Origin of the sequence: Spirosoma luteum DSM 19990 (genome assembly GCF_000374065.1) — a bacterium.
In the GTDB taxonomy this organism is placed as follows: domain Bacteria; phylum Bacteroidota; class Bacteroidia; order Cytophagales; family Spirosomataceae; genus Spirosoma; species Spirosoma luteum.
The window spans coordinates 104,879-119,003 of sequence record NZ_KB893290.1; the positions used below are offsets into that span (position 1 = coordinate 104,879).

Genomic DNA, 14,125 nt, shown 5'->3' on the forward strand with positions numbered 1-14,125 from the left:
CTCAAAAAATCAAAACACCAACCGAATGCCCGAAAATTTACTAACCCGCTTTCCCCTCATTAAACGCGTCCGACACCCGCCCCAATGTGTCTTTTAATGTCCGGTACTGAAAATCAAGCACCTGCTCTATCTTATGCCCGTTGTACTGATACAGCGCCCCCGATGACCGGGCCGTTTCCCGCGTAATCAGGGGATTCGTTCCCGTTACCCAGGCCCTCATGGCTTCCAGCGGCCATAACAGCCGCGTTAATGCCGGAGCAACCCGTATGCCGGGAGGTCGTTTATGTAAGGCACCGGCTATCTGTTCTAACAAAGACCGGTAGGGAATGGTGCCCCCGTTCAGGATGTAGCGCTCAGCCGTTATATTGGACTGCATCAACCCGGCTACCACATCCGCTACGTCCAGCACATCCACATAGTTGACCAGCCCTGCCGGATAAAACGGTTTCTCATCGTACACATATTTAATGAGTTGCAGGCTGCTGCGGCTCCAGTCACCCACGCCCAATACCACCGACGGACTAACCATTACGGCATTCAGTCCTTCGGCCACCCCCCGCCACACTTCCAGTTCGGCCTGGTACTTGGTGATGGCATACCCCGAATTATTGGGGGATTCTTCCCACTTTTGCTCCTCGTCGAGCGTCATCGGTTCATCCGGTTTGCCACGTTTGTCAACTGGCCGGCCAATGGCCGCCACCGAGCTAACGTAGCCCAGTTTACGCACGCCCGCTTTCAGGCACACGTTCACGATGTTAGCAGTACCTTCCACATTGATATGCTCCATCCGGTCGCGATCTTTGGGGAAGAAAGAGACCACCGCAGCCGCATGAATAACGTCGCAGTTTGGAGCAATGGCGGCTTCGAGCGACGGAATATCCAGGACATCTCCCTCGTGCCAATCAATGCGTTCCGCCATATCGGCCAGCAATCCGTAGCCACTGGCTGGCCGGTACAAAGCCGAAACCGCGTACCCATCGGCCAGATACCGCCGGGTAATGTGGGAGCCGACGAACCCGGTGGCTCCGGTAATAAAAACCGCGTTAGTTGACTGGGATGAAATCATTCAGAATACGTTCGAGCGTGAGGAAGCCGGGTGCCTGACGCGTGTGGAGATCAGTGAGCAGGCGGAGGTAGTTAGAATCAGTTTCGATGGATTGGCTTTTCAACTTTGCACCCAGTATACGAACATCGGCAGCAAACCCATAATCAGCCAGATTCAGATCAACCTGATTGGCGTTCCAGAGCAAAAAGGTTTCGATAGCCTTGTCAATAACAATCAAATACTGATTTGATTCCGGTATGTGCCGGAAGCAGACTTTGTCAGCCTCTTCAATCGTCTGAAATGTACGCAGGTACCGGGGTTTGTGTTTGTCATTATCGATAATACCAATTAAGGTGACCGCATCTGACTTCACGGTTTCCAGCGCCTTCGAAACCTCGTTTATACCGGCAGCATGTTCAATTATCAGCGGGTTTGTACTGAAATAGGTGATAAGAGCCGTGTCTGCATGGCATTCGGGATACAGGCGAATACGATCAGGCATTAGGCTCGAACTTGTTAAGATTGAAAAATACGTTCGTGCTGTAGTCCAGAATATCCGTCAACTCCTCTTCCGTCAATGCCCTGACATGAGTCTGATAATCCTTGTAGTAGGTAATGAAAACGTTCAGGTCTTTGTAATCCATTTTTTCAATGAACGGATGCAGCATATACGGGCTGTGCGTCGAGATAAAGTACTGATTATCCTCGTCATATATCATCCGGTAGGCCATTTCCTGCGTGTAGGGTGGAAAGGAATGCACTTCCGGTTCTTCAAAAATGATGACTGAGTTTTTATTGGATTCGATGGCCGTGATGTAAAACATGAACCGCCGGAAAGTATCGGCAATGGAGAAGTATGGATACTGCCAAACGTAATGTTCTATTTTTTTCTGGAGCAAAAATTCTTGTGTAGAATCAAATAATACTAATTCAAGTTTTTGGTCAGTAAATAGTCTAGCAAAGTCGGCCCATAGTTCTTTATTTCTTCTTACCACAGCGTAAAGATTTGCTCCATCAGGGGGTAGTAAAAAGTCCTGAAATAAATTTTCAAATTGCGTTACGTTAGCAAAATCATACTTTTTTACGACTTTCAGCTTTTCTTCAAATAAACGCTTCCTTTCAGGATTGTCAGGTATACTTTCACTTGCAAAACCATTTTCATTGATTCTTCGGTGAGCTTTGGCTGTACCTGTTAACATGCCAAACTTTCGTCTTTCATCCAGGTTCACTTGAAAATCATCCGGCTCAAATCCACCGACTTCGTAAGAGGTTATCTTCCCTACAATTTCATTATTATTATGAGCAACTAATCCAAATCCACGACTAACAGCTACTACTTTTCTGTTGCTTGCAACTTCTATAGATTTGCTAGTATCAAAATCCCAGAACAGATCTTTAACGTCTTGGTATCTGGCTAAACCTTTTAACAACTTCCCCTTATCGTACCCTGCCCCCAACAACCCCAACCCTTCCAGAATATTTGATTTCCCGACGTTTGGCTTGCCGATGAAGACGTTCACGCGCTTGCAGTCCAAGTGCAGGTCTTTGATAGACTTGAAGTTTTTAATATCAACCCAGTTCAGGAAATTATTCGTATTCGGTATGTTGTTCTCCATGGCAGCCCGGCGGTTCTCTTTGTGTAAACATAACAAGGTTCGGGACTGAATTGCTAATTTTGCCCAAATTTGCGGTCAGCGATAACCCCATGCTGCCCGTTGCTCTTCAGCTTATGAACATCAACCCGATGCTGGAAAATCCCCAACGTTATACCGTTACGGCGGCTCTTATCTACGCCAATGGCCCCATTCACATCGGGCACCTGGCCGGATGCTACCTGCCCGCCGACATTTACGTACGCTACCTCCGCTCAACGGGTAAGGACGTCGCCTTTATCAGCGGTACCGACGAGCACGGCGTACCCATCACCATTAAAGCGAAAAAAGAAGGCATTACCCCCCAGGAAGTTGTCGATAAATACTACGGGCAGATAAAGGAGTCGTTCAGCCAGTTCGGTATCTCGTTCGATATTTATTCGCGGACGTCCAGCCCGGTTCACCACGACACGTCGCAGGAGTTTTTCCTGAAGCTCTATGAAAAAGGCGATTTCGATGAGGAGGTGACCGAGCAGTACTACGACGAAGTAGCCAATCAGTTTCTGGCTGACCGCTACATTGTGGGTACCTGCCCCGTTTGTGGCAACCCGAATGCCTATGGCGACCAGTGCGAACGCTGCGGCACGGCCCTCAGCCCAACGGAGCTGATTGAACCACACTCCACACTCTCCGGCTCAAAACCGGTGATGCGTTCGACCAAAAACTGGTTCCTGCCCCTCGACCGGATGCAGCCCGCCATTGAGCAATACGTTAACAGCCATCCCGAATGGAAAACCAACGTGTCGGGTCAATGCCAGTCGTGGTTAAAAGAGGGGTTGCGCCCCCGCGCCATGACCCGCGATTTGGATTGGGGTATTAACGTGCCGTTGCCCAATGCCGACGGTAAAGTACTGTACGTCTGGTTCGACGCGCCCATCGGCTACATTTCCATGACGAAAGAATGGGCTGCCGAACAGGGGAAGGATTGGGAGTTATACTGGCGCGACCAACACACAAAACTGGTCCATTTCATCGGCAAAGACAATATCGTCTTTCACTGCATCATCTTCCCCGCCATGCTCATGGCCGAGGGTAGCTTTATCCTGGCCGACAATGTACCCGCCAATGAGTTCATGAACCTGGAAGGGGACAAAATCAGCACCTCGCGCAACTGGGCGGTCTGGCTGCACGAGTACCTGGAGGAAATGCCCGACAAACAGGACGTATTGCGGTATGTGCTGGCAGCCAACGCCCCCGAAACCAAAGACAGCGAGTTTACGTGGAAAGATTTCCAGACGCGGAACAACGCCGAACTGGTTGGGATTTTCGGCAATTTCGTGAACCGGGCCGTGGTGCTGACCCATAAAATGACGGAAGGCCACGTTCCGGTGCTTGGTGAACTGACAGCCTATGACCAGCAGGTACTGGATGAACTGGTGCTGTTTCCCGACCGCATCGGGCAATCTATCAGACAGTACCGGTTTCGTGAAGCGTTGGGCTACCTGCTCGACCTGGCGCGACTGGGGAATAAATACCTGGCCGAAACCGAACCGTGGAAAGCCATCAAAACGGACCCGCTCCGGGCAAATACCATCCTGAACATAGCCCTGCAAATCTCGGCCAACCTGAGCATTGTTTGTGAACCCTTCCTGCCATTTACGGCGGAGAAGCTACGCACCCAACTCAACATCACGGAAGATTTTGACTGGACGAACGCGGGCCGCGCCGACCTCCTGATCGAAGGCCACGCCCTGGGAAAGGCTCCAACCGGACCCGCCGACCTGCTTTTTGCCAAAATTGAAGACGACGAAATAAACAGACAGATTCAGAAATTACTGGATGCCAAACGTATGAATGAGCTGGAAACCAAAGCCGTTCCGGCTGTTCGGGATGAGATTACTTACGATGATTTTGCTAAAATGGACATTCGTATCGGTACCATCACCGAAGCCGAGCGCGTACCCAAAAGCGATAAACTCCTGAAGTTGACAGTAGACGACGGACTGGGCGGGCGGCAGATTCTGAGCGGTATTGCCAAACACTTCACCCCTGAGGAAATTATTGGCAAACAGGTAACCTTTCTGGCCAACCTGGCTCCCCGCAAGATGATGGGCCATGAGTCGCAGGGGATGATTCTGATGGCCGAAGACCGCGACGGTAAACTGGCCCTCATTGCCCCACCCGACGCGGTCTGGAATGGAGGCACGGTTTCGTAAATCCCTTTCCGATGCGGAAACAAGCCCGTTACCCCCGCTAGCCTTCATTATTAAGCAGGCTAGCGGGGGTAACGGGCTTATTTATTTCAGCGCAGAAACCCATTCATCATGCCCGCAGTTGCTACACTCGTCGCGGTGAGCGCCAGATGGTGAGCGTGCCTTACCACAATGGTAGCAAACGGACTGCTCCGGTGCCTGAGGCTGCTGACGGATAAACTCAGCATCCCATTCAGGCAGTATCGAAAGGCCTGGTTTCGGCTCCAGTTCTTCAATTAGGGTAAACGAACCATTAGCTTCCATATACAGCCGCTTAACGTGCCCTAAATGCGTCATGCCTTTTGATCGCAGCACCGCAAAAAGCAACTCACGGGTAATCTGTGCATTTTCCATGGTAGCCAGTTGCATAACGGAGTTCTCCACCAGCGTACTCAGTATATCCTGCGATATTCCTTCAAATTTCTGGTTTCTGGCAGCCCAGTAGGAAACAAGCCGCTGGGTAAATACCACGACCACCGCAATGATCAGTATGGGTAACAGCCCGCGCTGTGCATCCAGAATTGGCACCCCAACAGCAGCCGCGAGTGAAACCATGGCTACCATTTCATTCCGACTCAATTTGGAAGCCATACGCCGACCCATTAACCGCATAGAAACAACCAGCAGCAGGTAAATGAAAGCCGTTCGTATCAGGATTTCGATATAAAACTGACCTGGAACCTGACCAATCAGAATCCGGGCCCAGTCGTATAAATGAATAGCTTCCTTATCCATGTTTGATTTATAAAATTGCGTCTACCCATTCATTGGCCTGGCAAACGGAACAGGGCTGCTGTTCGGGTTCTGCCAGAACCGTATGACCACAATTGGTACAGGCAAGGGTGCTGCTATCAGGGTGTAACTGAATGGAACGAATCTCGGTGTCGGGGAGGGGTAGTATGGATAAACCCGGCTTGTTCTCCCTACCCTGATAAATGCTGAACATCCCGTAAGCCTCCAGATACATTCGCTTCACCATACCCAAGTTATAGACCTTGTCTGCCCGTAGCGCAGCGTAAATCTGCTGGTGCGACAGCCGATTTCTGGCCATGGCATCGAGCTGAATGATCCCATCTCTAACCACTACCGTTTCGGTTCCCTGAATTATTTTTTCCGCTTTACTACTCTTGAATCCAAGCCAGTTGGTGCCTCTTAAAAAAGTAAGCGAGCACAGGAGGGCTAGCACCCCCGCCAGCAGGCCCCGGTCCGGTAGCTGCATGGCAGGAGAAATAATGGCGCCCATGGTGAGCATCACGGCCAGTTCCAGATTGGTAAGCTGCGCGTTCATGCGCTTGCCAAGCAGGCGCATCACCACCAGCACAGCCAGGTAGATAAACGTAGTACGGATGAATACCTCCAGCAAAAACTCCACCGGGGCTTCACCAATTAACAGGCGATGCCAATCGCCCAGATGGATAGCTTCTTTGTCCATTTTCCTCTAACTTTTCATGCAGGCTAAATGATTGGCGAAGGACAAAACTTTCTGTTTTATTCCTATATTTTATAAGTTACTTCTAAAAAAGCAGGCCGTACAATCGGGAATAGGAGCTTCATCAAACAGAGTGATTTGCCCATATGTTGGTGGTGCAGGAACACCCATGGCATTCATGAAAAAACTCCCCCTGCTTTTATTAGCCCTCTTTTTGACAGCCTGCCAGCAGGATACTGCCGAAACACAATCGAAGGAAACACCCCCCACTCCAACGCCAACCGACTTTATTGAAGAGCTCTGGTACAAAAACAGCCTTGTTTATAGTGTAGACGTGGAGGTTTTCAAAGACTCCAATAAGGATGGTGTTGGTGATTTTAGAGGCCTCACCAATCAACTCGGTTACCTGAAGAAACTGGGTGTTGAAACGATCTGGCTGGCGCCTTTTCAACCAACGCCCAATAGAGACGACGGGTACGACATCGCCGATTTTTATAGCGTCGATTCGCGCCTGGGAACGGATCAGGATTTCGACACTTTCATGAAGCAGGCCAGCCAGCAGGGTATGCGGGTCATTATGGATCTGGTTACGAACCATACCTCCGACCAGCATCCGTGGTTTCAGCAGGCCCGAAAACGGGCCGATTCGCCCTATCGCTCCTGGTACGTCTGGTCAAAGGAAAGGCCCAAAAAATGGGATAAAGGGATGGTATTTCCGGGGGTGCAAAAACAAGTCTGGTCCTTCGATAAACAGGCCGGTGACTATTTCTACCACCGCTTCTACGACTTCCAGCCCGACCTGAATATGCAGAATCCGGCCGTGCAGCGGGAGATGCGAAAAATTATCCGGCATTGGCTGGATAAAGGCGTTGCTGGCTTTCGGGTAGATGCGGTACCCTTCCTGATTGAAATAGCCACTCCCGATTTTGACCCGGAAAATCCGGAACACCAGTTTGATATAATTACCCAGTTGCATCAGTACATTCAGTGGCACAAACGGGATGCTATCCTGCTGGGGGAAGCCAATGTTGCCCCCGACGAACAGAAACCTTATTTTGGGAAAGATGGGCAGAACATGCAGACGATGTTCAACTTTTTTGCCAATCAGCACCTGTTCTACGCCCTGGCTACCGGCGAAACTAAGCTACTGCGAAAAGCCCTGGAGGATACCAAAGACATACCCCCTACGGCGCAATGGGCGCATTTCCTGCGAAACCACGATGAAATTGATCTGGGTAGGCTGAGCGATTCGGAACGGCGTAAAGTATACGACCGCATGGGGGCCGATACAACCATGCAACTCTACGACCGGGGCATTCGTCGCCGACTGGCTCCCATGCTGGGCGACCCCCGTCTGGTCGAAATGGCTTATAGTCTGCTATTCTCGTTGCCCGGCATGCCCGTTATCCGATACGGAGAGGAAATCGGTATGGGCGACGACCTGTCCCTGAAGGAGCGCCTGTCTATCCGAACGCCCATGCAATGGTCGGGTGGACTCAATGGCGGCTTTTCGGAAGCGGCAAAACCAGTGCGGCCCGTCATTAGCCGGGGCCCCTACCGGTATCCGGTGGTGAATGTGGCCGCTCAACAGGCAGATTCAACGTCTTTACTGAACCAGATTACCCGGTTCGCTCACCTCCGAAAACAGTGTCCCGAAATTGGCTGGGGAAAGTGGAAACTGCTGGACACGGGTTCAGAGCATGTGCTGGCTATTCAGTATAGCTGGAAAGGGAAATCATTAGTCATGGTTCATAATTTCAGTTCCGAACCCCAGCAATGCCAGCTAACGACGGGCCTGAAATCCGGCAGTTCACTGGTTAGCCTGACGACCAACAAGACCAGTCGGGCAGGCGCTAACGGCGTATACCAGGTTCCGCTGGCAGGCTATGGCTACAGTTGGTACCGGTTACAACGTGATTAGTTACCCAGTAAGGTTACACACCGGTCAAATCAATCACTGAACGGGCTGAAACGAACCGTTCCCGCTTCTCCGGTTTACCTGTCCGGAAAGTTAATTCCCGGATATAGCTTGCCACGCCATCACAAAATAAACAGCGACGACCCAAAACTGTGAATAAGGCGTTAACTTGACCCGGATTTACGGTAGGTAAGTCACTAAAATCTCATTCTAAATCTCGTACAACAATGAAAAAAATCGGTATGCTTTTCGTCGTTTTATTCCTGGGCATTGCCAGTAACGGCTTTTCACAAACCACTCCAACCACTGACTTTTTTGCCGGGAAATGGGAAATTTCGATTGCCGGAACCCCCAATGGCGATGTGAAACTGGTAACCGATCTGGTTCGGAAAGATGGCAAACTCACCGGCGAACTGACGGATGCGGTCGATGCCACCAAGCCCAAAATGGCCATTACTAAAATAGAGGAGAACGGCGACAAACTGGCCATCTCCTTTGATTCGCCCCAGGCGGCCGATTTAACATTAAACCTGACGAAGGTGGATGCGGATACCCTCAAAGGGGAGGTGTACAACTTCGACGCGGTTGCCAAACGGGTGAAATAAGCAGTAACAGCTCGTTCGCTATCAAAGCTGGAGGGGCGCCGTAAAACTGCCTTCCTGCTCATGTTCCAACTCATTTGAGGATCTGTTGTATTACCAAATCGAATCGTGTCTCATCAGTCATGCTGCGCTTAAACGCCCGAATCCCTGATGAGACACGGCCATTTGCGGTAAAGAGTGTATGTTCGTCGTCCATTTAGCGCATTTCAACCCCCATGATTAACCCCGCCATTACGGCATCGACACCCGGCCGCATCTGTCTATTCGGCGAACATCAGGACTACCTGGGTCTGCCCGTCATTGCGGCCGCTATCTCCTGCCGCATTCAGATCACCGCCGTACGTACGGCCGGACAGCGGGTTCATCTGAACCTGCCGGATATTAGTCACTCCGAACAGTTTGATCTGACTGCGTTACCACTCCCCTACCAGCACGACCGCGACTACTTCCGCAGTGCCATCAACGTACTGGCCCGCACCGGGTTTCGGTTCAGTGCGGGTATTGACGGCGAGGTGCGGGGAAATATCCCCATCAATGCGGGTACGTCGAGTTCGTCGGCCCTGCTGATTACCTGGCTCAGCGTGCTAACCCAACTGGCCGACAACCCACAGCAGCTCCCCCCCGAACAACTGGCCGAACTGGCCTACCGGGCCGAGGTGCTGGAGTTTGGCGAACCGGGTGGCATGATGGACCACTATTCAACCGCCGTCGGCGGTGTCATCTACCTGGAATCACAACCCGCCATTCACCTCGAAACCTACCACCCGACCCTCGGTACGTTCGTGCTCGGAAATTCGCAGGACCCCAAAGACACCATTGGTATTCTGGGCCGGGTAAAATACGGTATGTTACGGATTGCCAAACAGTTGACCGAACTTACTCCCGCTTTCTCTCTGCAAACCACGCCCATCACGGCGATTTCAGAATACCGGGATATCCTGCCAAAAGACGATTATATCCTGCTGAAAGGAACACTGGCCAACCGGGATCTGCTGCGGGAAGCCCTCACGTTGCTCCGGGCAACTGATGATTTACCGCTGGACGATGCGCAGTTCGGGCGGTTACTCACCGAACACCACGCCAATCTGCGCGATGCCCAGCGCATTTCGACCCCAAAAATTGACCGGATGCTCGATGCCGCCCTGGGAGCCGGGGCGTTGGGCGGCAAAATAAACGGTTCGGGTGGGGGAGGCTGCATGTTTGCCTACGCCCCCAAAAATGCCGAACAGGTTGCCGAAGCCATCGAACGGGAAGGCGGACGCGCTTACATTGTCTCGGTCGATATGGGCACGACCACCGAAAACTACTCCCCCGTTATGCGGGAATCGGTCAATGAGTGAGTCAGCAGGTTTTTCTGTTAGGATGGGCCAAACATACCGTGTTAAAACAAGGATAGCTGCGTTGACCGGGCGAAGGCACCTTCGTGCTCCAGCAGCCACTGCTTGCGCCAGAGCCCACCGGCATAGCCCGTCAGTGAGCCGTCGGAGCCGATGATGCGGTGGCAGGGCGCCACAATCCAGAGGGGGTTACGGCCATTGGCAGCCGCCACGGCCCGAATCGCTTTTTCGTCGCCAATCTGCCGGGACAGAGCCAGGTATGATACGGTGGTGCCGAACGGTACATCGAGTAACGCCCGCCAAACGGTTTGCTGGAAGGTCGTCCCTACGGGATTGAGTCGAAAATCGAACGTTTGACGCGTCCCGGCAAAATAGGCCATCAGTTGTTCGACCGCCTGCCGAACCGGGTTATCGAGCAGGCTATCGGGCGACATATCCAGTATCTCGCTGTACGTAGGGGTATCCGTGCAGGAAATCTTAGCAATGCCCTCGGCATCGCCGGTAATCCGAACCAGGCCGAGGGGTGAATCAAAAATGGTGGTTGTCATTTCGCTGGTCAGCTATTCCTTATTGACCCGTTCCTATTATTACCGCAAATTAACCGATTAACGGACAAAAGGCGGGTAGTTTTGATAATGAATCAGCGGCATTTCGGCTAGGCTATCCCTAATTCAATACAAGACACGGTTATGGGTTGTTTACCCGCATTTTCTACCACAATTTCATTCCAGCCGTCCCGTATCAATGCCACGGGAAAGTGGTAATTATACCCGACGTGTTCTTTGGTAAAATGCGTAAGCGGTCCGCAGGGGAAAAGGAGTTTTTCGACACAGTCACGCTTTGTCAGGGGCCAGGTGCCATTGAAGGAAACGGCTAAAATGGTCACGTCGTCGGCTGCGCTGGTGATAATCTGAATGGTCAGTGCCAGCCCCGATGAGTCTGGTTCGGCGCACATCGCGACGGTGAAGGCGTGGTGCGCATTAAATTCCAGGGTCACCGGGAGTTGAGCCGGTAAATCATAGGGAATCATATTTGAATTCCGCCCGCCAATACCAAAGGAGTAGTGTTTGGGTTGCCCCCGCAACGAATCCAGTTTATCGATGTCCCGCATCGACGAATAATCGGCTCGCAGGTCCGGTAGGCGGGGTGCGTCTGTACTGTAAAAGTTGAACCATTCGATACCATCAGCTCCCATGGCCAGTTTCCCGGCGGCATTGCCCCGCATCAGTTCAGGGCTGGCCGACAGGTAGCGCATCGGCAGGGTCTGGTCGCGTACAGGGTCCATCGTCGGCAGATTATTTACCCCGTCTTCAATGACACCGTAGATAGCCACCCGGTTTCCAACCTGCGCCCGAAGCGCGTCGTGGGGCATATCCCAGGTCGTACACCAGAACCCCGACGGGCTGATAAAGTCGATAATTCCTTCCTGGCAGAGGGTTACAACGTCCAGCCCGATGCTTTTCAGGATACCCAGCCGACCCGGTATGTGCAGCCCCAACGGATAGGGTCGCCCGTTCTTTTTGGCCTGCCGTTCCGTCAGGGCGCGAATCTGACGAAACCAGTCGGTCATCATGGCGAGCGTTTGGGCCGACGCATTGGGTTCGCAGCAGAGCGGATTTCGCCACCAGTCCAGTTCCAGCCCGTCGAAGTCATACTCCTCGACAACCTCCCGAATTTGGGCGAACATAAAGTCACGGACTTCCTGCTTCTCATAATTAAGTCCCTGCCGGGTTGGCAGATTATACAGCCCATACGAATAGTTTTTGAGTCGCATTTCGGGCTGTTTGAGCAGGGGTACGTTGTAAAAACTGCCCGCTGCGTTGGTCGAACCGTGCATATCGTTCATGCGGATGCTGACCCAGGGGGCAATTTTCTGTTCCCGACAGGCGACAGTCGTTTCTGCCAGCCAGTCTACCCCGACATCGAGCAAGTCCTGATACTGATTCATGAACGGCATAATCGAATCGATAAACGCTTCTTCTTCGGCCGGTTTCTTAGCCCCCACACAAACGGCGTGACCACGAAAGAAATCCCGGTCGCCCCGCTTATAGCCATCCAGAATACTCGGCATGGTGCGGCTGGGGTACCAGGCCCGGGATGCATTGGCGTTGATAACAAATGTGTCGATGCCTGAGCCTGCCAGCATCGCTACGTAGCGGTGAATAGCCTTTGCAGAAAACGGTCCTCCTTCGGGCTTGGGTTTGGCGTTCAGCTTACCCGTTCGGGTGTTGGTTACCGTTTTCAGAGTAACATCCTCGGGCAGCCACAATTCAGGATTGTAAAAATAAACGCAGGTATCCCCATTGAACAGGTTGCGGTGCATCCCGACAACCGGATTCGGTACCCCTGCCGCAGCATCACTCCCGGGGCCAGGCGTAACGACGCCGGGTGCCGCGCTGGATGAACCAGGTAACAGGGCTGTTCCCGCCACGCCCGCCAATGTTTTACGTAAAAACTGCCGCCGGGATTTCAGGTATTTTTTACCACTCACTACACAGTAACGTAAAGCTTTGATTATTCTTTGTCATTCCGACGACAGGAGGAATCTCAGGCATCCCACTTGAGATTCCTCCTGTCGTCGGAATGACAGAAATCGCACGTTTTATGAGGCCCTATCTGGGCAATAAACTCCCATACCCCGCCCCTATACTACGCCTGCCGTTTCCGGCTTGGGGCGGATGCGATACAGGATACCGGCACACACCACCATCAGGACGGCGGCAACCTGAAACAGACTACTTACGTCGATGTGCCGGTCCCGGAGCACCCCACCCGCGTAAATACCCACTCCGCCCACAATACAACTGAATAAATTGAGGATTCCGTACCCCGTTGCCCGGTACCGCTCGTCGGTCACCAGGCAGAGAATGGGCATCATGTTGGCATCGCTGAACATGCGGGTGAAGGCGTAGACCACAAAGCCGATGATGGCGATTGGCAATACAGTCGTTACACTGGCCAGAAAAACACTGGGCGCGGCTATCAACAGGCCAATGGCGGGTAACAGCAGCCGGGCGCGGGGATTGGTCCGACTCCAGCGGTCGGCCAGCGCGCCCCCCAGCAATACCCCAACCAGGGCCGTTGTCTGAACGTACCCCGTGGCGTACAGACCCGCTTCTGCCTGCGACAGTTGAAAGTGTTCCTGGTAATAAGTAGGCAACCAGCCGATAACAAGCCAGCCCACCATCCCCAAAAAACCCCAGAAGAGCAGGGCCAGCACGAATGTTCCGCGACTGAACAGATTTTTCACTGCCGATGCAAAATGAACGCTGTTTTTTGGTGTGTCCGAAACGGCGGACACCGGACTCAACGGCGCATCGTTCAAGAAGAAAACCAGTATCAGGGCATACGCAATGCCCACAATGCCAAAAATCCGAAAGGGACTGTTCCAGGTATTGTCCTGCGCCAGCCAGCCACCCACGAACCCCAGGCTCTGCCCCAGCATCATCCCGCCAATGTGAATGCCCGTTGCCAGCGAACGGGTGCTGCCGCGGTGATAATCGACAATCAGGGCCAGCGCGGCCGGAATGTAGCAGGCTTCGCTTACGCCCATCAACAGGCGCGTTACCAGCAACTCGCCGAAGGTTGTGGAATAGGCAGTCAGTAGGGTAACGGCCGACCAGATGAAGAGACTGCCAATAATGACCCGGCTTCGGCTGAACCGGTCCGCCAGAAAACCCGCCATCGGGCTCAATAGTCCGTAGGTCCATAAAAACACCGCCGTTAGTAACCCAAACTGGGTATCGGTCATGGGAATAGCCTCCACAATGGAACCGCGCATGGTGGTGATCATGACCCGGTCGAGGTAGTTCAGCATGCCCACGATGAAAAGCAGCCCCACCACCAGCCAGGCCCGCGACAGTAATCCGGGTTCAGCAGTGGTAGTAGTGACTTGGGTGGGTGTCATAAAACGAGTTTTTATTCTTGGTGTGCCTTTTGGTAACTACCTG

12 protein-coding genes are annotated in these 14,125 nt (G+C 52.5%); 4 read left to right on the forward strand and 8 right to left on the reverse strand.

The genetic code is table 11. The annotated features are described in order from the left end of the window. Nucleotides 1-40: 40 nt before the first annotated feature. The 3 genes from B156_RS0123890 to B156_RS0123900 are packed head-to-tail and all read right to left on the reverse strand — an operon-like array spanning nucleotide 41 to nucleotide 2,661. Nucleotides 41-1,066, reverse strand: a complete 1,026-nt coding sequence (locus tag B156_RS0123890) for an NAD-dependent epimerase/dehydratase family protein (protein WP_018622315.1) — start codon at nucleotides 1,064-1,066, stop codon at nucleotides 41-43. Continuing rightward, nucleotides 1,044-1,547, reverse strand: a complete 504-nt coding sequence (locus B156_RS0123895) for a hypothetical protein (RefSeq protein ID WP_018622316.1) — start codon at nucleotides 1,545-1,547, stop codon at nucleotides 1,044-1,046. The genes B156_RS0123890 and B156_RS0123895 overlap by 23 nt, the downstream gene beginning before the upstream one ends. Then, nucleotides 1,540-2,661 (reverse strand): AAA family ATPase, encoded by a 1,122-nt coding sequence (locus B156_RS0123900; protein WP_018622317.1) that lies wholly within the window; start codon nucleotides 2,659-2,661, stop codon nucleotides 1,540-1,542. The genes B156_RS0123895 and B156_RS0123900 overlap by 8 nt, the downstream gene beginning before the upstream one ends. Nucleotides 2,662-2,789: 128 nt before the next feature. Here B156_RS0123900 and metG point away from each other — a divergent pair, with 128 nt between their 5' ends. Next, entirely contained in the window at nucleotides 2,790-4,853 is a 2,064-nt protein-coding gene (metG, locus tag B156_RS0123905; RefSeq protein WP_026261018.1) for a methionine--tRNA ligase, read from the forward strand. A gap of 81 nt (nucleotides 4,854-4,934) precedes the next feature. Here the strand turns inward: metG and B156_RS0123910 are convergent, their stop codons facing one another. Beyond that, on the reverse strand, nucleotides 4,935-5,624 hold the full coding sequence (locus B156_RS0123910) for a DUF421 domain-containing protein (RefSeq protein ID WP_018622319.1): 690 nt from the start codon (nucleotides 5,622-5,624) through the stop codon (nucleotides 4,935-4,937). Between the two features lie 7 nt (nucleotides 5,625-5,631). Next, on the reverse strand, nucleotides 5,632-6,321 hold the full coding sequence (locus tag B156_RS0123915; RefSeq protein ID WP_018622320.1) for a DUF421 domain-containing protein: 690 nt from the start codon (nucleotides 6,319-6,321) through the stop codon (nucleotides 5,632-5,634). Between the two features lie 175 nt (nucleotides 6,322-6,496). Between B156_RS0123915 and B156_RS0123920 the strand changes: the two genes are divergently transcribed. From B156_RS0123920 to B156_RS0123930, 3 genes are all read left to right on the forward strand, one after another. Further along, the gene (locus B156_RS0123920; RefSeq protein ID WP_018622321.1) at nucleotides 6,497-8,239 is read left to right on the forward strand and encodes an alpha-amylase family protein; all 1,743 of its coding nucleotides are present in this window, start codon (nucleotides 6,497-6,499) and stop codon (nucleotides 8,237-8,239) included. Nucleotides 8,240-8,463: 224 nt separating this feature from the next. Further along, a complete protein-coding gene (locus tag B156_RS0123925; protein ID WP_018622322.1) occupies nucleotides 8,464-8,841 on the forward strand; it encodes a hypothetical protein in 378 nt (125 codons plus the stop codon). 212 nt (nucleotides 8,842-9,053) lie between these two features. Then, on the forward strand, nucleotides 9,054-10,178 hold the full coding sequence (locus B156_RS0123930) for a GHMP family kinase ATP-binding protein (RefSeq protein ID WP_018622323.1): 1,125 nt from the start codon (nucleotides 9,054-9,056) through the stop codon (nucleotides 10,176-10,178). A 41-nt stretch (nucleotides 10,179-10,219) separates the two neighbouring features. Here B156_RS0123930 and B156_RS0123935 read toward each other — a convergent pair whose 3' ends face one another. From B156_RS0123935 to B156_RS0123945, 3 genes are all read right to left on the reverse strand, one after another. Continuing rightward, entirely contained in the window at nucleotides 10,220-10,723 is a 504-nt protein-coding gene (locus tag B156_RS0123935; RefSeq protein WP_018622324.1) for a methylated-DNA--[protein]-cysteine S-methyltransferase, read from the reverse strand. 107 nt (nucleotides 10,724-10,830) lie between these two features. Continuing rightward, nucleotides 10,831-12,666: a hypothetical protein gene (locus B156_RS0123940; RefSeq protein WP_018622325.1), complete on the reverse strand. Its 1,836-nt coding sequence runs from the start codon at nucleotides 12,664-12,666 to the stop codon at nucleotides 10,831-10,833. Nucleotides 12,667-12,819: 153 nt separating this feature from the next. After that, nucleotides 12,820-14,082, reverse strand: a complete 1,263-nt coding sequence (locus B156_RS0123945) for an MFS transporter (protein ID WP_018622326.1) — start codon at nucleotides 14,080-14,082, stop codon at nucleotides 12,820-12,822. Nucleotides 14,083-14,125 lie beyond the last annotated feature (43 nt).